Source organism: Flavobacterium faecale (assembly GCF_048320115.1).
Classification (GTDB): domain Bacteria; phylum Bacteroidota; class Bacteroidia; order Flavobacteriales; family Flavobacteriaceae; genus Flavobacterium; species Flavobacterium faecale_A.
In genome coordinates, this window is record NZ_CP182943.1 from 2,829,903 (window position 1) to 2,848,831 (window position 18,929).

An 18,929-nucleotide genomic window follows, 5' to 3' on the forward strand; every position below is an offset into this window, starting at 1 on the left:
TATCTTTTTAAAGCTAACCTTTTTATTAAATAAATGTTTTGTCAAAAAAGAATGTCATTACGTTAAGTTGAGTGCGAACAATAAGTTAAAAGGTCAGGGGTATTCAGATCTTTTAGCAAAATAAAATATAGAAAATGAGAATAATAAAAAAACTATCATTTGTCTTGTCGACTGTTGTAATTATCAGTTGTAGCCAAAAAGTATTGCAACCCAAACTGGCTTTAGTATCTAAGAATAATTTGGAAACGAGAGTAGATTCGGTTTTAAAATTAATGACTCTTGAAGAGAAAATAGGACAACTCAATCAATACAATGGTTTTTGGGAAATAACTGGACCCACACCAAAAGAAGGACAAGCAGCCAAGAAATATGCCGATTTAAAAAATGGTTTAGTAGGTTCGATGTTAAATGTCAAAGGAGTTAAAGATGTGAGGGCTTTACAAAAAATAGCTGTTGAAGAAACACGTTTGGGAATTCCACTTATTTTTGGATTTGATGTGATTCATGGTTATAAAACCATAAGCCCAATTCCGTTAGCCGAAGCTGCAAGTTGGGATTTAAGTGAAATCAAAAAATCAGCTGCCGTTGCAGCCGAAGAAGCTGCTTCAGTAGGTTTGAATTGGACATTTGCACCTATGGTTGACATTGCCCGTGATGCCCGTTGGGGACGTGTAATGGAAGGAGCTGGAGAGGATCCGTTTTTGGGAAGCCAAATCGCTATTGCTCGTGTACAAGGTTTTCAAGGTGAGGATTTAAAAGCCAGAAATACTGTTTTGGCTTGTGCCAAGCACTTTGCAGGCTATGGATTTGCAGAATCAGGTCGTGATTACAATACCGTAGATATTGGAGAATCAACTTTACAAAATATTGTTTTTCCTCCGTTTAAAGCGGCTTTAGATTCAGGAGTGAGAACGTTTATGAATTCTTTCAATGAGCTGAACGGAATTCCAGCCACAGGAAACAAATTTTTGCAAAGAGATATCTTGAAAAAGGAATGGCAATTTGATGGATTTGTGGTTTCTGATTGGGGTTCAATTAATGAGATGATTGCCCATGGTTATGCCAAGGATAGCAAACATGCTGCTGAAATAGCCATCAATGCAGGCTCAGATATGGACATGGAATCTAGTGCTTATGTAGAACATTTAGCTGTATTGGTCAAAGAAGGTAAGGTTAAAGAAAGTCTGATTGATGACGCTGCTCGTAGAATTTTAAGAGTAAAATTTGAGCTGGGTTTATTTGATAATCCTTATTTGTATTGTGATGAAAACTATGAAAAAGAAACCATAGGGAAACCTGCTTTTCAAGAGGCAGTTTTAGAAATGGCAAAGAAGTCAATTGTTTTGTTGAAAAACGATAAAGAATTATTGCCGCTTAAGAAGTCAGGGCTAAAAATAGTTGTTATTGGAGCATTGGCAAATGATAAAACAAGTCCTCTAGGGAGTTGGCGTATTGCTGCAGATGATGATACAGCGGTCTCGTTAGTAGAAGGTTTACAACAATATAAAGGCAATAAGTTGTCCTATGTAAAAGGTGCTGACGTTGCAGTAGGCAGAACGCAATTTGTTTGGGAAACAAAAATCAATACAACAGATAAAAGTGGATTTGCCGAGGCAATTACAGCTGCCAAAGGGGCGGATGTAGTGATTATGAACTTAGGTGAACACGGTTTGCAATCGGGAGAAGGTAGAAGTAGAACTGAGATTGGATTGCCAGGTGTGCAGCAAGAGCTGTTGGAAGAAATCTATAAAGTAAATCAAAATATTGTATTGGTTTTGAACAATGGTCGACCTTTAGCGATTCCTTGGGCAGATGCCAATATTCCTGCCATCGTAGAAGCTTGGCAACTGGGTACCCAAAGTGGGAATGCTATCGCACAAGTGTTGTACGGAGATTACAATCCAAGTGGCAAATTACCGATGACTTTTCCAAGAAATGTAGGTCAAGTTCCTATTTATTACAATTATAAAAATACAGGACGTCCAGAATTGCCAGAGGCTGATAGTGTATTTTGGTCGCATTATATCGATCAGGAAAACACTCCATTGTATCCTTTCGGTTATGGACTGAGTTATAGCAAATTTGAATATTCTAATTTGGAACTAAGCCAAAACTCATTTGCAGGAGATGGACTAATTAATGTATCTGTAACGGTAAAAAATACGGGGAAATATAGAGGTAAAGAAGTTGTTCAATTATATATCCGTGATTTATTTGCATCGGTTACCAGACCTGTTAAAGAATTGAAAGGTTTTGAAATGATTGAATTACAGCCTAATGAGTCTAAAAAAGTGTCTTTTGTAATTAATAAAAAATCAATTGAATTTTTTACAGCCAATTCCAAATGGGAAGCAGAAGCAGGAGATTTTAAAGTCTTTGTAGGAGGCAGTTCTGCTCAAACATTAGAAAGTAATTTTCAATATCTGAACAATTAAAAAAATAATAAATTTATAATCCTACTTTTGATAACGACCTTCTAAATGGCACAACAAAAGGGAAAAAAAGTAGTGCGGGAAGAACAAATTAATGGAAATGAATTAAACAAAAAAAGGAACGCAATTTGTGTTCCTTTTTGTTTATAGCCTTTAAGGAAAATACGTAATATTTTAGGGAGTGTTTTTAGGAATAAGTTTAAAATTTACTAGTTAAAGTATATTTCATAATGTATATACAATTGAAGTAAATCTTTTTTTTTGTAGATATTACCACACTATAAAACCCTATTAGTTAGCATCTCTCAATAAATATAATGGATATAATTTGCGTATTAAAATAAATATTTGTTAAATTTGATTATTAATTAATCATAACAAAAGCCATAGCCTATTCGATAAAATTACTTTTTTAGAAAAATTACTTAAAAATTTTAACAAAACTAAAAGGTAAATTATGGCTACTATAGAACTCTCAGATGCTTTATTGGTTAAAGATTATGTGGCAGGGAACGAAAAAGCCTTGGAAATATTAATCAAGCGACACCAATCTAGAATATACGGTTTTATCTTCTCAAAGATTGGAGATACGGATATTTCAAACGATATTTTTCAAGACACTTTTATTAAAGTGATTAAAACTTTAAAAAACGATTCCTATAATGAAGAAGGTAAGTTTCTACCGTGGGTAATGCGTATTGCGCACAATTTAATTATTGACCATTTTAGGAGAAATAAAAAAATGCCTATGTTCAGAGAAACGGAAGCGTTTTCAATTTTTTCTATCATGTCCGATGACTCCCCTAATATTGAGAACCAAATTATTACTGATCAAGTAGAAAACGACGTTCGAAAATTATTAGACGCACTTCCTGAGGATCAGAAAGAAGTCTTGATGATGCGTATGTATCAAGATATGAGTTTTAAGGAAATTTCAGAAATAACAGGGGTGAGCATTAATACATCGTTAGGTAGAATGCGCTATGCATTGATGAATTTGCGTAAAGTGATAGATAAACATCAAATAGTTTTGACCAATTAAACAATATTTTGGTAAAATAGCCGTTTAAGTGTTGTAAATTAATATACCACGATATGGCAAAAATCTACTCTAAGAAAAATGTTGCACCAAAAGCAATTACACCTAAAAAAGAAGTTGTTTCTTTTTTATTGAATTACTCTAAAGTCTTAAATGTTGTCAAAGTTGAAAATGCAAAATTTGAAATTATTTCAAATTAAAGTTTTTCAATGGACTTTCGAGTACTAAGATTCATTTAATTGATTATTTCAACTAAGTGAATCTTATTTTTTATAATAGTTTTCAATGACGGTTTTGCGGCCAATGGTTTTGGTAATAATGTCCTTTTCTAAATCCCAACCACGAGCGGGTGAATATTCTCTTCCGTACCAGATCATTTGTAAGTGTAAATCGTTCCAAGTCTCCTCTGGAAAAATACGTTTTGCATCTTTTTCTGTTTGTTGTACATTCTTACCATTGGTTAAATTCCAGCGGTACATTAAACGATGAATATGGGTATCCACCGGAAAAGCAGGAACACCAAAAGCTTGTGACATCACTACACTAGCGGTTTTATGTCCTACAGCAGGTAATTCCTCTAATGCTTCAAAACTTTGCGGTACAATTCCTCCGTGTTTTTCAATTAAAATATGCGATAATCCGTGAATTCCTTTTGATTTCATTGGTGAAAGTCCACAAGGACGAATAATTTCCTTAATTTCCTCGACTGTCATTTTAACCATATCATACGGATTATCAGCCTTAGCAAATAAGATAGGAGTAATTTGATTGACACGTACATCTGTGCATTGTGCAGAAAGCAATACAGCAATTAATAAAGTGTAAGGGTCTTTGTGGTCTAGTGGAATCGGAATTGTAGGGTAAAATTCTTTTAACGTATTTATAACAAATGTTACACGTTCTTGCTTGTTCATTTTTGTAGTTTTATAAAAAAGTAAAAATACCATTTTCAATCACAAAAATCAAAGTCAAAAGTCATAAATCAATAGCAAAATCAAATTCATTCATAATAGAATAAAAAAAAAATATAAAAATAAAATTTGGAACTTATTGATTTCTTTGTGACTTTGTGATTAAATAAAAAAAAATATGACAACATTAAAACAAGGTGATAAAGCTCCAGCCTTTTCAGGGATAGATCAAGATGGAAACACACATACTTTGGCTGATTATGCAGGTAAAAAATTAGTAGTTTTCTTTTATCCAAAGGCCAGTACACCCGGTTGTACTGCTGAAGCTTGTGATTTAAGAGATAATTTTGAACGCTTTCAAGCCAATAACTATGCATTGTTAGGTGTAAGTGCTGATTCAGCCAAAGCGCAATCAAAGTTTCGAGATAAATATGAATTTCCGTTTCCGCTATTAGCAGATGAAGATAAATCAGTAATTGAAGCTTTTGGTGTTTGGGGACCCAAGAAATTCATGGGACGTGAATACGATGGTATTCACCGCACCACTTTTGTTATTGATGAAAACGGAATTATACTTGAAGTGATTGATAAAGTAAAAACAAAAGAGCATACTACTCAAATTTTGAAATAGTAGTCAACTGAAATTTGTAATTTTTCAGTATCTATAGCTAAGAAACAGTTGTAAAAATCATTTGCAACTGTTTTTTTATATAAATCACTTTTTAACTGAAATTGCTTAGTTTTTACATTTAATTGAGGTCAACAAATCTCAAAAAGTGTTACAGTTTAATAAAATGACCTGTTTTTTTTATCTGATATTGAACCGTTTCGATGGTGGTATCATTGACTGTTTTTTTGCCTATAATATCTCCTTCTTCATTATATAATAGGCTGTCAACTGCAATTTTTTTTATGTCTATTGTGCTATTGTTTTTAATTTTAAAAAGACGGTAGTATTCCGTTTCAAAAGTAAATCTGCAATCTAGTAATAAGGCATCAATTTGTTTATCTGATATATAGCTGTTTAATTGTACGTTTAGAACCTTTGAATCGTTTTCGCCATAAGAGTTATATGCTATTATTTTATAGTGTACCTTATCAATATCAAAATTTGATATAGTGTAATAATCAAAATCATTCGATTTGTTGTAATTGAAATCATTTTCTTTTACAGGAAAGTTAATGTCCTTTGATGTGAATGTACTAGAGTTTTTTAATCCTGTTAGTTCGTATTCACTGTATTCAGAATTGAATTTTAGATGGGGTTGTAACGCAGTCGAACTATAAACAAGACTGTCACTACTTTTTTTGGGTTTGTCTAAACCATTTTTCTCTTTAACTTCTTTTTTACATGAAAATAAAAGGAGAGTCGCAATAAGGAAGATAATGTTTTTCATTCTTTTATTTCTTTAAAATGAGGTTCATATTTTTGAACATGTAAATGGTGATGGTGATTTCTTGTTTTGTGAGAAATGTGATGGAGGTATTTCGTCTTTTTTTTGACGGTATAGGTCCATCCTAGCATTTTTTTCCAACCAAATTTGTACAATGCATCATTCCATTTATTTTGTCTGGCATAATCCAAAGAGTCTGGAGCACGGCTAATATTTAAACTAGTTCCAGAACCACATTCTAAAATTTTGTCAACTCTAAGGTATTTAAAATCTCCGTTATTACCATTAATATGACTTTTACTGGGTTTAGAAGAACCATCTTTATGACTGAACCCATTGCAACCAATGTCTAAAAAGCTAACGTCTAACATAGCACCAAAAAAACTAGCTAAGGTTTTTTCATTCACATAAGATCGTGGTGAATCGATATTAAAGTGATATTGCTTTTTTCCTTTTTTGTAGCTTTTGGGGACCTCTTCCAAGTTAATAAGATTTACGGTTTCTCCTTTGGGACCCTTATATTTTTGTGTTTTGTAAATAGTATAATTTCCTAAATCATGTTTTTTTCCTTTTTCGTCAAGGTAGATATACTTGTATTTGTTTTTAAGTTCTTTAGTTATGGTTTTTGGAATAATTTTATGAATTCTTCCGTCATGATATATTTGGTAAGTGACAATCGACTTATTTTTAATGGATCTGCTTTTTTTAGGATAAATACTGTCCCGTTTAGCACCAAAAATGGTGTCAATTTCAATTTTTGTAATTTTAAATAACAAATTTTTTGAATCTAGTTTTTCGATTGAATAATTACTAGATAAAGAATTTTTGTTCGTCGCACTACACAAGCTAGAAATGAGTAATACTATTATTATTGAGAAAGATTGTATTATGTTGTAGATTTTCAGAGCAATTTATTTTTGATTTGGATATATTAATTATGGTATCCAGTAATGATATTATATGAAAAAGCAAGAACAGTTACTATTCTTGCTTTTACGGTAATATTAATAATTTACAGATTTTGTTCCATAAACTTGCTTGGTTCGTAGCCAAACAAATGGTCTTTTTTAATGAGTTCTGCAATACCTACCGGCAACATGCGTTCCCATCCTGGTTTGCCGTTTTGAATCATTTTTAGAACTTCACGAGAAAAAACTTCTAAGTTATCTGGATCAAAATCCTCGATATCAATTACTTTTCCGTTGAATTTAAAGAATTTATATAACTCCTTCATTCTAGGATGTACTTTTAAGTTTTGTGAGGTGCTTATTTCTCCTTTTTCGTCCAACATAGGATATAAAAATACTTTCATATCACGGAAGAACAATTTACCAAATGCTTCAAGGATTCCACCGCTCAAATGGCGATAGTATTTTTCATCAAAAATATCGATAAGGTTGTTGACACCCATTGCAAGTCCCATACGGGCTTTGGTATAGTTAGAAAAGTATTCTACAACTTTATAATATTCTTGGAAATTAGAAATCATTACGGTTTGTCCTAATGAGCAAAGTAATTCGGCACGATCCATAAAGTCACGTTCGTCAATTTCTCCATCTGAACGTAAATTAGAAAGTGTGATTTCAAAAATTACAAGAGTGTTCTTCTCGTCAACTTTGTTTTCTTTGACAAACATATCCAACGATTTCTGGTACATGTCCATGTTTACCTTAGTCACCGGACGGAAACTCCCTCTTAGAGCCAGAATGTTTTTCTTGTATAAAATAGCAGCTGGAAGAATGTTTTTCCCGTTAGGATTAAACATTACGGCATCAGTCATTCCGTTTTTAACGAGTTGTAAACTCATCAAACGGTTGTCTACATCTGCAAATCGAGGTCCAGAGAAGTTGATAGTGTCAATTTCGAGTTGGTCTTTATCTAGGTGATCATAAAGATAACGCAATAATTTTTTAGGATCATTGTATTTATAATACGCTCCATAAATTAGGTTTACACCAAGAATCCCTAGAGTTTCTTGTTGCAATCGAACATCGGTTTCTTTAAAACGGATATGAAGGATGATTTCATTATACCCTTCGTCAGGTTCAATTTGGTAGCTAATTCCTACCCATCCGTGCCCTTTGAATTGCTTTGCAAAGTCTATCGTTGCTACTGTATTGGCATAACTAAAAAACATCTTATTTGGATGTTTTTCACGATTCAGCCTTTTTTCAATTAAACTTACCTCGTGTGAGAGCATTTTTTTGAGTCGGCTTTCGGTAACATAGCGACCGTCTGTTTCTTCGCCATAAACGGCATCACTAAAGTCTTTGTCATAAGCAGACATAGCTTTTGCAATTGTTCCCGAAGAACCTCCAGCTCTAAAAAAGTGCCTTACAGTTTCTTGACCAGCTCCGATTTCGGCAAAAGTTCCGTAAATATTTTCATTTAAATTAATGCGAAGTGCCTTGTCCTTTATAGAAGGTATTTGTTCGATGACTTTGTCACCCTTTAATTTTATCTCAGTACCCATTTTTTTTGTGTAAAATTGGCTAATATGTCACAAAGTTAATGAAATTGATAACTAATGAAAGATATTTAATATTATTTTTGTAAAAAAAATAAAGAGATTTGAAAGTATATTTTTTAGGTACGGGGACCTCTCAAGGAATTCCAATTATAGGTAGCGATCATCCTGTATGTTATAGTAGCGATGAAAAAGATAAGAGACTAAGAGTATCGATTTGGATTCAGTGGGAGGAACACTCCTATGTTATTGATTGTGGACCTGACTTTAGACAACAAATGTTAAAAGCCAATTGCAAGAAAGTAGATGGAATTCTTTTTACACACGAGCATGCTGATCATACAGCTGGTATTGATGATATTAGACCTTTTAATTTTAAGCAAGGGGAAATGCCTTTTTATGGCCATCCACGGGTAATTGAAAATATTAAAATGCGTTTTGATTATGTATTTCAAACTGAAAACAAGTATCCTGGCGCTCCTTCTGTAAAAACCTTTGAGGTTACTAACAATTATCCTTTTGTTTTAGGGAATAAAACCATCATTCCTATAGATGTAATGCATGGAAATTTACAAGTTTTTGGGTATCGAATTGACGATTTTGCTTATTTAACCGATGTGAAAACCATCGAAGAGATTGAGATTGAAAAACTACAAAATTTGAAAGTTTTGGTAGTCAATGCCTTGAGAGAGGAACCTCATTTCTCTCATTTTACTTTGCAGGAAGCGCTTGATTTTATAGCTTTGGTTAATCCTGAAAAAGCTTATTTGACCCATATCAGTCATGTGATGGGGTTTCATGAAGAAGTGCAGAAGAAATTACCTGAAAATGTTTTTTTGGCTTACGATAATTTAGAAATTACCTTATAAATACCCTATACGATGAGAAGATCATTTTTCCTTTATTCTTTTATATTATTGATTTTAATCAACATTTTTACATACTCTTTTTATAGTAAAGAAGTTGAATTTGAAAAAACGAGGTATGAAAGGGTTTCTAAGAAATTAAAAGACAGTCTAGTTTCAGTATCTACACAATTAAGGGATGCCAACTATTTTTCACTTGAAAAAAATGAAAATGCTCAAAATTATTTCGAAAATATTAACCCTGATAAAACAATCCAATACGAGAAACTAATACCGCACGTTACGGAAAAGTTGCTTGATTTGAATTCCAATCCCAAAGGAAACCCATACACAGGTCAAGATCAAATAGGAGCTAATAAGTTTGTAATTAACAAAGTAAAAATTCTCAATCACCGATGGATTATCGTAGATTATAGTGATGGAGAAATTTGGGGAGAAGCATTGCTGAAATATTTTGTCAACGACGACATGTCTATTTCTTTTGAAGTGATGCAATCGTTGTTATACCAAAAATAGACTGGGATATATTCCTGTTTTAGGGACAAAAAGTATTAAATAAAGGAGTTTTACATTTTTCTAAAAGTAAAACTCCTTTATTTGATTATGTAAATTGGCTTAGGATACAATTTTATCGTTTATCAACCAATTTCTAAAGTCATAGAAATTTTGAGGAGCCACACCGTGACCTACTGGGTATTCTTTATAAGTGGCATCGATATTTAAATTCTTCAAGAACGGACATGTTTTTCTAGCCCATTCTACTGGGATAACTTGGTCAACCGTACCATGAGAATGGAAAATACGCAGGTTGCTAAAATCATTGTTTTGGTAATTGGTTTCCATGATGTCATCGTTAGCGTAGCCACTTAATGCAATTACGTTTTTGATTTTTTCAGGATGTGAAAGCGCAATGGCATAACTCAATATCGCTCCTTGGCTAAAACCGAGCAGACTTACATTACTGGCATCAATAGGATAGTTAGCAATCAGTTCATCAATAAATTTTGCAATCAAATCGCGAGACTCACGAGCTTGGTCGTGGTCTGAAAATTTATTTTGATCTGCATCAAAGTTGATGGCATACCAAGCATAGCTTCCGTATTGTAGGTCATATGGTGCACGTGCTGAGATGATGTAATATTCGTCAGGAAGCTCGGAAGCAAACGAAAATAAATCAGCTTCGTTACTGCCGTAACCATGTAATAATAAGATTAACGGGTTTTTATCAAGTTTCGTTTTCGGTTCTCTGATGAGGTATTCTAGGGATAAAATCATTGTCATTATACGTTTTTGAATATTTTTTGGAACTGTGCTCCAAGGATAGGAATAAGTTTTGTTTCGCCTTGTAAAGCTCCAATAAATCCGTAAATCCAAAGAATAAAATAGAACAAATAAAAAGCTGAGGAAATGGTCCAACTGTCAAAATATCCAATAAAATAGCCTATTAGAAAAAAAGACAAAAAGATGCCCAAAGCTTGACGGATATGAAAAGCAGCAAAAGAACTCTTTTTTTCGCTATTCATAAAAAGGGCAATCACAGCACCTATAATGGTGAAATAGCTTATGATTGCAATGTTTTTTCCTTTTGTATCGTTATTCATGATGTTAGTCTGCTAAAATTAATTGTCCTTGATTGTAAATCCCGTATGCTTTGCCTTTCATTTTCATTCCTAAAAAGGCAGAGTTTTTAGATTTGGATAAAATGGATGCTGTTGTAAACGTGCTTTTTCCTTCTGGATTAAAGAAGCTTATATTAGCATTCGCGCCAACTTCAATAGGGTTTGGGGCAATTGCAAAAGTGGCCTTTCCAGCGGTTAATTTTTTGATCACCAGTTCTAAAGGTAAAACCGTAAGCAATGCACCAAAAGCGCTTTCGAGTCCCACGGTTCCGTTTTTGGCCATGTCGAATTCCATTTTTTTATGTTCGATATCAATAGGATTATGATCTGTTGTAATCATATCTATAGTTCCGTCGATTACACCCTCTATCAATGCTTTGCGGTCAATGTCGGTGCGTAAGGGTGGACTGACTTTGAAACGGCTGTCAAATTCTTCTAATTTCTCATCGGTAAAAACGAGATGGTGTACCGTAGCACTTGCAGTCACTTGCAATCCTTTGGCTTTGGCTTCACGTATCATTTGTACTGATTTAGCTGTTGAAACTGTTGGAATGTGCATTTTTCCTCCCGTGTATTCTAGTAAAAATAAATTACGAGAGATTTGTAATTCTTCGGCTAGGTTTGGAATCCCTTTGAGTCCCAAACGAGTCGAAACTTCCCCTTCATTCACCACACCGTTTCCTTTAATTTTTTCGTCTTGAGGAAAAGCTATTACCAATCCATCAAAATCTTGTACGTATTGCAAGGCAATTTTCAGCATATTAGCATTGTCCTGACTCTTGTTGTAGTCCCCAAAAGCAACTGCTCCAGCATTTTTCATGTCGAATAATTCGGCTAGGTCTTTACCTTCGCTACCTTTGGTCAAAGCACCAATAGGGTAGAGTTGCGTTGCACTTCCGTTAGCTTTGTTTTTCACAAAAAGAATTTGCGATTGATTGTCGATGACTGGAAACGAATTGGGTTGCAAAGCGATGCCTGTAAACCCACTTTTTCCTGCTACTTTAAGTCCGTTTGCAATGGTTTCCCTGTCTTCAAAACCTGGCTCTCCAAGAGAAACACTTGAATCAAACCAACCCTGAGATACATGAAGATTTTCGAGTTTTACTTCTTCTATTTTTTTAGGGTTTGGAAGTGAATTTCCTATTTTAGTAATGATGCCATCTTCAATTAAAATATCTACATTTTGAGTATCAAAACTACTTTGTGGGTCGATAATTTTTGCGTTTCGGATGATTAATTGCATAAGTAAGTGCTGTTTTTTTATTTCAAAAATCGAATAATCGCCATTTCAGCCAGTAGAAAAAGCAGTGCAAAGATAACAAACCATTTCCAAATTTGACTGTCTGTACGGTCGGTTTGTAATTGATTAATCACGGCTGTAATAGATTCAATAGTTTTATAGTCGGAAATATTGGCTGTGTTAGGAGTACTTTGTTGGCTTTCAGTTCGGTTGTAATTAAAGCTGATGTTTTCAACGGCCAGTTTTTGATTGTATATTTCAAAGTTTCCAGCTTTATGCGGAAAATCATAGAAGCTCAGTTTTACTTTATCATTAACGGCTTGTTGAATTGGAATAAATTCTTCTTCTTTATTTTTTACGCTCAATACGGCATCTTTGGCCATAGTGGTTGCCACTAAATAAGCTTGGCTGTCGCCAATAATTCGCGCATTGATGCCAGAATTTTGGTGTAAAGTTGCCAACTTGTAAAAAGTAGGAACAATCAAGGGAGATTGTTGGAAATTGGTATTGGTCGTGTTCAAAGCTGCTGCAAAGAAGGACACAGAACTTGTAGGATTGACAATCGAAGTTAAAAAGCTACTACCGTCTTCGTAATACAATGCCGCAGCACTAGTTCCTGTAATTTTAAAATTAGTTTTGGTTTTCGGGTATTGAAAATTACTTACTTTATTTTCAAAAACGGAGTTAAAAATAGGATGTGCAAAATTGATTTTAGTAATTTGCTTTTCATGCTTTTCCATTCCTGAGATTTGGATTTTTCCAATGGAAAGCAAAAAGTTATTTAAGTTGGGAATATCCGATTTTTGCGAAGGAATAACAATAAGATTTCCGCCTTTTTGAACAAAAGATTTCAAAGTGGTTTGCAGGGCAGTTGGAACAGTTTCCAGTTCGTTTAATACAATTGCCTCTTGATTTTCAATTGTATTATAGTTCAAGGAATTGGGAGTACTGCTTACAAAATCAAATTCATCACTAGTATAAATCCGACTCAAGAAATTGCTTTTTTCGGCCTCTCCAATGCTTAGAACGCTTGTCTTTTTAGGTTTTAGAATACTAAAATAATAATCATTGTCAAATGTCAACCCGTTGTCTTCGATGGAAACTTTTCCATGAAATTCTTGTTTCGGAATGGTAAATGGAATGATTTTTTTATTTTTATCGAGAGTAACGACTGTTTTAGCGATTAAATTCTTCCCATTGTAGATTGCAATGGAACTGTTTTGATTGACGTCACCATGACTAGATACAGTGACTTGCAACTCATAAAAATTCTCCAAGGTTTCTTGAATGTACACACTATCAATGGAGATGTTGTTTTTTTGTTCTGCTTTTGGAATAATGAAATAAGCATTGTCTTCTTTTTGAATGCTTTGCAATTGCTTTTTTTCTAAACCAATAGCATCAGTAATGATAATGATGTCTTTTTTGAAAGCTGATTTATGGGCTTGGACCTGTGTCAAAAGGGCTTCTATTTGAAATGGAATTCCGCTGTAATCGAGATTTTGTAAGTCAGACTGAATTTCTTTTTTGGTTGTATTCCAAAATGTTGTGGTGTTGGTCAATAAAGAAAAAGTAGTGTTTTCTGGGAGATTTTCAAGCAGTTCTTGCACAGCACGTTTAAACAATTCGCCTTTTTGACCTTTGGCTTGCATGCTTAAGGAATTATCAAGTATTATATAGAGTTCGTTTGAACTATTTTTGCTGTCATTGGCTTCAAAAAAAGGTTGGGCAAAAGCCAAAACAATAAAAGTCAAAAGGAGTAAACGGCAGGCAAGGAGCAACCATTTTTTTAGGATTGAACTTTTACGCGTTTGAATTGCTAATGCTTTTAAAAACCGAACATTAGTGAAATATTCTTTCTTAAAACGTCTTAATTGAAATAAATGAACCAAAATAGGAACGATTAATAAAAACAGGAAGTATAGTAATTCGGGATGTTTAAAATGCATTTACCGTTGCGTTACTTATTGAGGAATGAAAAATGATTTCCCAAAAATACAAATTTGAAAAGAGTTTTGAATAGGTTACTATTTTTTTTACCACGATTTTTCACAAATAATTACTGATTTTTGAAGTAATTAAATTAAACTATTGCAATTCTTGATTTATGCAATTACGAATTATCGAACTGGATTCAGGTCTTTTTTAAGTACATTTTTAATTATATATTCTGTATTTTAGCTTTTCTAAAAATAGTATATAATGAAGTCTTCTTTTTCTGTTGTTCTGCTTTTCTTGTGCTCTGTGTTAATTCAAGCACAATCCAATACTCATAATTTAATCATTGGAAGTTTTAATACAAATTGTGAAAGCAAAGGGGTTTATGTCTATCAATTCGATTCGGTAACTGGTGATTTTGAGTTTAGATTTGAATCTGAAAAAGTAGCCAATCCCGGGTTTTTGACGGTTTCAAAAGACAATAAATTTGTGTATACGGTAAATTCTGACGGTGCTAATAGTGGTGTTTCAGCCTTTGGATACGATTCCAAATCAGGTAGTCTGAAGTTGATAAACCAACAAAAAACGACCAGTGAAAATCCATGTTATATTACTAATGATAGTGAAAATGTTATTACGGCCAATTATACAGGAGGTAGTATTAGTGTTTTTGGAAAAAAATCAGATGGAAGTTTAACTGCCTTAAAACAATTGGAACAACATAGTGGGAAAGGTCCCAATACAAAACGTCAAGAAAAAGCACATTTGCACATGGTTCAATTTTCTCCAGACAATAAATTCTTATTGGGAACAGATTTGGGAAGTGACAAGGTCTATTCGTATGCCGTAAACAATCAGGCTGAGAAACCTCTAGAATTAATGGTTGCTAATGACATTAAAGCAGGTAGTGGTCCAAGGCATTTTACATTTAGCAAAAACGGAAAAAAAATATATTTATTACAAGAATTAGATGGTGGTTTGTCAGTCTATAACTTTAAAAAAGGAAAATTGAAACTGATTGAAGTACAAACAGTATTAGCTCCTGATTTCAAAGGGAAATTTACAGCTGCTGACATTCATTTGTCACCTGATGAGAATTTTATTTATGCTACCAATAGAGCTGATGCCAACGATATTAGTTGTTTTAAAGTATTGAAAAACGGAAAATTGGAATTTGTAGAAAGAGTTTCAACCATGGGTGACGGACCTCGTAATTTTGCGATTGATCCATCGGGAAATTATTTGTTGATAGCACATCAATATTCTAATTCGGTTGTGATTTTTAAAAGAGATAAAACTACTGGAAAATTGACAGACACAGGCAAAAAAATTGATTTGTGCGCTCCCGTTTGTTTGGTTTTTACTAAGCAATAGTCAAATTTCAAAGGGTAAAAGTCAAATTTTAAAAACCAATTTAAAAATAAAACCATTAAGAAATTTAGAGCTAATGCATCTGAATTTCTTAATGGTTTTAAAGTTTTAAAAACTTAGTAACGGATTGTCTTAGCAATATAAAAAAACTATTTTTTCTTTTTCTTTGCAGCTCTCGTTTTTAGCATATTTCTGTTAACCGAACCGTGTGTTTTCTTTTTGGTTTTAGAAGGTCCACCTAAGTTGACCTTGGTGTTTTTCTTGGCTTTTTCATGAAAAGCACCGTCACCATCTGGTTTTTTCTTTTTGGCATACTTGATAACTTGACGTTCTTTCTCTGGTTCGATTAGTTTTAAGGAAACTTCCACTTCTTCAGGGAATTCTTCGATATCGAGTTCCATATTCATCAAAACTTCTACTTCGACTTTAGCTTCTTCTTCTCTAGGTGTGATGAAACTAATTGCGGTTCCAGTTTTATCGGCACGACCAGTACGACCAATACGGTGCATATACAGTTCTCCAAATTCAGGCATTTCAAAGTTGATGACGTGAGTGATGTTGGAGATGTCTAAACCTCTCGCCATGATATCGGTGGTAATCAAACCACGAAGGTTTCCTTCTTGGAATTCAGCCATAGTAGTCAAACGATAATTTTGAGATTTATTAGAGTGGATTACTCCAAATTGTCCTTCAAAATCTTCTTCGATACGATCAAGAACCATATCCGAAATTTTCTTATTGTTCACAAAAACCAATACACGACTCATATCATCGTTTGTAGCTAGTAAATGTTTCAGTAAGTTAATTTTGGTGTTGAAATTGGGAACGTTATAGGTGATTTGAGTAATGTTTTCAAGCGGTGTCCCAGAGGCAGAAAGGGTAACTTCTTCAGGATAATCAAAGTAATCGTTCAAAACAGCATCGACTTCATCGGTCATGGTAGCCGAGAACAAAATGTTTTGACGTTTTTTAGGCATCATTGCTAAAATAGCGGTAAGTTGAGTACGGAATCCTAAATTCAGCATTTCGTCAAACTCGTCAATGACTAGTTTTTGCATTTCTTCAAAACGGATCACATTGTCTAATGTTAAATCCATTATTCTACCTGGGGTTCCAACCAAGATGTCACAACCTGTATAAACAGTAGTTTTTTGAGTGTTGATATTCACCCCACCAAAAATCCCGATAGTTCTAACCGACATGTATTTGGTTAGTTTTTCAACTTCCTCAACCACTTGAACGACAAGTTCACGGGTAGGAACAAGGATAACGATTTTTGGAGTATGTCCAGGTGTGAATTTATATAGTTTTAATAAGGGTAACAAATAAGCAAAAGTCTTACCTGTTCCTGTTTGTGCAATTCCCATCATATCACGCCCCGACATGATAACGGAGAATGATTTTTCTTGAATAGGTGTAGGGGTTTCAAATCCCAAATCATCAATTGCTTTTTGTACTGATTTAGGAAGATTAAATTGCTCAAAAGTGCTCATAAAACGTAAATTTTGTGCAAAGATACACTAAAATAACTAGTATGCTGACCTGAGGTGATTTTAAAGGTTTAGATCATGAATAAAATGGTTTTTTAAAAGACAGAAGTCATTGTAATTGCTTATTTAGGAAGTTGGAGTATTGTGATAATTTAAAGCTACTAAATTGTTAAATATGATTATTTTGTTTATACCTATCTTAAATTCTTTTCCATTAGATTGTTAGTATCTTTGTATATAGTTGAAATGACGAATTCAAAGATGTCTTTAAAATCAATATTATGAAAAAGATTGTATTAACCTTAGTCATCGCAATGTTCGCAATAATTGGATTCCCTCAGAATCATATAGATTCCACCCCCAAAAGACCCTTAAATAGTATTTTTATAAACCTCTTGGGCGATGCTTCAATAATTTCAGCTAATTACGAGAAATTATTTTTTGTTAATTCCAGTTTTATTTTGTCAGGAAAATTGGGACTTGGATACAATGAAGAATATGAACTTTGTATATTTGGTAGCTGTTCTTCATCCACTGAACAATATTTAACGATACCACATCATATAACTGGAAACTGGGGGAAAGGTCGAAATTTCTTTGAATTTGGATTAGGAGGAACGATTATTAATGGAAACACAAGTCAGAATTATTTGCTATATCCTATAGTCGGATATAGGTTACAACCTCTTAAATCAAATAAAGTTAATTTTAGAATATTTGGACAAATTCCATTTTCAGGTATAGAAACTGTAGATATTTTATTTATTCCTTTTGGAGTAAGTGCAGGTGTAAATTTCTAAAGAGGTGTCTTTCCAATAAAAAACTTAAAATTGGCTTTTCTTTCATGTTAAAATGATTCCACAAGGCTAGAGATATTTGTAAAACATGTATGTTATTACTTAAACCTCATATCCCAAGAAAGAGTAAAAGAGTAAATCCAGAAGTAGCTTCCTGGATCAAAACTAATTTCTTGATGGGTAAGATCAAACTGCGCTCCCCAAGCATTTTTGTTATTGTGAGTGGTGAAAAAGTAACTCAAATTAAAACGTTGTGACTGCAGGTTAATAATGGTGTTTTCATTATTTTCCACTTTGAATTGGTAAATTTCAGGAGAGAATCCCATACTGAAAGAGGTAGACCAATAATTGTCGGCATTGGCACGGTAACGACGATAGTTTAATAAACCTGAAGTACTTAATCCTCCGTCACCAGGAGTTAGATACGGACGCAAAGACCAATAACTATTGCCTGTGTACCAACCCAATGATCCTGTATATATCAATGTGGTATTGTCGTATTGTAAGGCTCTAAAACCTGCTGAAACTTCTAAACTATAGGGTAAGGATTGGTGTAATTCGGCTCCGTAACGAATGTCAGGAAACAGGAAAGAGTCTGCTACTCCAAAATTTACATAAGCATACAATCCTTTGGCAATTTTAGGGTACATATCGACTTCAAATTGGACTCCGTTCTCATTAAATCTTCGGTTGAAATTCAACTTTGTTATGATACTTCCGTATGGGGTCAATCGGCTATAATTGAGAGTATGTAATTGCATTGGGTCGAATACTTCGGAGTATACATCAACCACAGAACGCAATCCTATCGCATTTTTACGTAAACTTTGGTCTAAACTAGCTTTGAATGCTAACGCTTTAGAGTCTTCAGGATTTTTGGCTAATACAGCTTCAACAATTGTAGAGGCTTCCAAGGGTTTCTTTATGTTTTCAAGTGCACTGGCTTTCAATAATAATATTTCGGCATCATCAGGAAACACTTTCAAGGCATTGTCAGCCATTGTTATAGCTTCGTAATAAGCATTGCTCCAGGATTCGTTTTTGATGGCTGCAATCCAATTTTCTTTGTTTTTGAGGTCATTCTTAATCACATAAGCAAACTCTTTTCGGGCTTTTTTATAATCACCATCCCAAGAATAGGTGGTTGCTAGAAAAGTGCGAATATCACTATAATTAGGATATTTAGTCAGGATATGAACAAGGGTATCCTGAGCTTGCTTGCGTTGATCGTTGAAGGCCAATTTTCGAGCCGTCTCAAAAGAAGTATCGGGGTTTCCATTATAAAGTTTTTCTTGACCTTGGATTTGAAAAACTACTGTCAAAGCAAAAAGGACAGAAAATATAGTTGACTTTTTTAAAATCATT

General features: G+C 33.7%; 18 protein-coding genes. 8 read left to right on the plus strand and 10 right to left on the minus strand.

What is annotated here, in order from left to right; genetic code table 11:
* The first annotated feature begins 134 nt into the window (after positions 1 to 134).
* The 3 genes from bglX (at position 135) to ACNH59_RS11590 (ending at position 3,671) form a co-directional block, all read left to right on the plus strand.
* The gene (gene bglX, locus ACNH59_RS11580) at positions 135 to 2,435 is read left to right on the plus strand and encodes a beta-glucosidase BglX (RefSeq protein ID WP_418262699.1); all 2,301 of its coding nucleotides are present in this window, start codon (positions 135 to 137) and stop codon (positions 2,433 to 2,435) included.
* A gap of 454 nt (positions 2,436 to 2,889) precedes the next feature.
* Positions 2,890 to 3,474, plus strand: a complete 585-nt coding sequence (locus ACNH59_RS11585; protein ID WP_418262700.1) for an RNA polymerase sigma factor — start codon at positions 2,890 to 2,892, stop codon at positions 3,472 to 3,474.
* Between the two features lie 53 nt (positions 3,475 to 3,527).
* Positions 3,528 to 3,671 carry a hypothetical protein gene (locus ACNH59_RS11590; protein WP_418262701.1) on the plus strand — a complete coding sequence of 48 codons (144 nt, stop codon included), beginning with the start codon at positions 3,528 to 3,530 and terminating at the stop codon, positions 3,669 to 3,671.
* A 63-nt stretch (positions 3,672 to 3,734) separates the two neighbouring features.
* Here the strand turns inward: ACNH59_RS11590 and ACNH59_RS11595 are convergent, their stop codons facing one another.
* Positions 3,735 to 4,385 carry an endonuclease III domain-containing protein gene (locus ACNH59_RS11595; protein ID WP_418262702.1) on the minus strand — a complete coding sequence of 217 codons (651 nt, stop codon included), beginning with the start codon at positions 4,383 to 4,385 and terminating at the stop codon, positions 3,735 to 3,737.
* A gap of 175 nt (positions 4,386 to 4,560) precedes the next feature.
* Between ACNH59_RS11595 and bcp the strand changes: the two genes are divergently transcribed.
* Positions 4,561 to 5,013: a thioredoxin-dependent thiol peroxidase gene (gene bcp / locus ACNH59_RS11600; RefSeq protein ID WP_418262703.1), complete on the plus strand. Its 453-nt coding sequence runs from the start codon at positions 4,561 to 4,563 to the stop codon at positions 5,011 to 5,013.
* 148 nt (positions 5,014 to 5,161) lie between these two features.
* Here bcp and ACNH59_RS11605 read toward each other — a convergent pair whose 3' ends face one another.
* The 3 genes from ACNH59_RS11605 to ACNH59_RS11615 form a co-directional block, all read right to left on the minus strand.
* Positions 5,162 to 5,779: a hypothetical protein gene (locus ACNH59_RS11605; RefSeq protein ID WP_418262704.1), complete on the minus strand. Its 618-nt coding sequence runs from the start codon at positions 5,777 to 5,779 to the stop codon at positions 5,162 to 5,164.
* Entirely contained in the window at positions 5,776 to 6,552 is a 777-nt protein-coding gene (locus ACNH59_RS11610) for a hypothetical protein (protein WP_418262705.1), read from the minus strand. Before ACNH59_RS11610 ends, ACNH59_RS11605 begins: the two co-directional genes overlap by 4 nt.
* A 236-nt stretch (positions 6,553 to 6,788) precedes the next feature.
* Positions 6,789 to 8,249, minus strand: a complete 1,461-nt coding sequence (locus ACNH59_RS11615; RefSeq protein ID WP_418262706.1) for a TonB-dependent receptor — start codon at positions 8,247 to 8,249, stop codon at positions 6,789 to 6,791.
* 98 nt (positions 8,250 to 8,347) lie between these two features.
* Here ACNH59_RS11615 and ACNH59_RS11620 point away from each other — a divergent pair, with 98 nt between their 5' ends.
* Together ACNH59_RS11620 and ACNH59_RS11625 are read left to right on the plus strand one after the other, a co-directional pair.
* Positions 8,348 to 9,112: an MBL fold metallo-hydrolase gene (locus ACNH59_RS11620; protein ID WP_418262707.1), complete on the plus strand. Its 765-nt coding sequence runs from the start codon at positions 8,348 to 8,350 to the stop codon at positions 9,110 to 9,112.
* Between the two features lie 12 nt (positions 9,113 to 9,124).
* Positions 9,125 to 9,625, plus strand: coding sequence for a hypothetical protein (locus ACNH59_RS11625; RefSeq protein ID WP_418262708.1), 501 nt, complete (start codon positions 9,125 to 9,127; stop codon positions 9,623 to 9,625).
* 99 nt (positions 9,626 to 9,724) lie between these two features.
* On the opposite strand, the gene ACNH59_RS11630 is transcribed toward ACNH59_RS11625, so the two are convergent.
* Genes ACNH59_RS11630 through ACNH59_RS11645 form a run of 4 tightly spaced genes read right to left on the minus strand, consistent with a single transcriptional unit; the run spans position 9,725 to position 13,917 of the window.
* Entirely contained in the window at positions 9,725 to 10,384 is a 660-nt protein-coding gene (locus tag ACNH59_RS11630; protein ID WP_418264892.1) for an alpha/beta hydrolase, read from the minus strand.
* Positions 10,385 to 10,389: 5 nt separating this feature from the next.
* A complete protein-coding gene (locus tag ACNH59_RS11635; protein WP_418262709.1) occupies positions 10,390 to 10,710 on the minus strand; it encodes a DUF4870 domain-containing protein in 321 nt (106 codons plus the stop codon).
* Positions 10,711 to 10,714: 4 nt separating this feature from the next.
* Positions 10,715 to 11,971, minus strand: coding sequence for a dihydroorotase (locus ACNH59_RS11640; RefSeq protein ID WP_418262710.1), 1,257 nt, complete (start codon positions 11,969 to 11,971; stop codon positions 10,715 to 10,717).
* A gap of 17 nt (positions 11,972 to 11,988) precedes the next feature.
* Entirely contained in the window at positions 11,989 to 13,917 is a 1,929-nt protein-coding gene (locus ACNH59_RS11645; protein ID WP_418262711.1) for a BatA domain-containing protein, read from the minus strand.
* 253 nt (positions 13,918 to 14,170) lie between these two features.
* On the opposite strand from ACNH59_RS11645, the gene ACNH59_RS11650 reads away from it, so the two are divergent.
* Entirely contained in the window at positions 14,171 to 15,280 is a 1,110-nt protein-coding gene (locus ACNH59_RS11650; RefSeq protein WP_418262712.1) for a lactonase family protein, read from the plus strand.
* Positions 15,281 to 15,426: 146 nt separating this feature from the next.
* Here ACNH59_RS11650 and ACNH59_RS11655 read toward each other — a convergent pair whose 3' ends face one another.
* Complete coding sequence (locus ACNH59_RS11655; RefSeq protein WP_418262713.1) at positions 15,427 to 16,770, minus strand: DEAD/DEAH box helicase; 1,344 nt, start codon at positions 16,768 to 16,770, stop codon at positions 15,427 to 15,429.
* 278 nt (positions 16,771 to 17,048) lie between these two features.
* On the opposite strand from ACNH59_RS11655, the gene ACNH59_RS11660 reads away from it, so the two are divergent.
* Entirely contained in the window at positions 17,049 to 17,567 is a 519-nt protein-coding gene (locus tag ACNH59_RS11660; RefSeq protein WP_418262714.1) for a hypothetical protein, read from the plus strand.
* A gap of 95 nt (positions 17,568 to 17,662) precedes the next feature.
* On the opposite strand, the gene ACNH59_RS11665 is transcribed toward ACNH59_RS11660, so the two are convergent.
* Positions 17,663 to 18,928, minus strand: a complete 1,266-nt coding sequence (locus ACNH59_RS11665; RefSeq protein WP_418262715.1) for a YaiO family outer membrane beta-barrel protein — start codon at positions 18,926 to 18,928, stop codon at positions 17,663 to 17,665.
* Position 18,929: the final 1 nt, after the last annotated feature.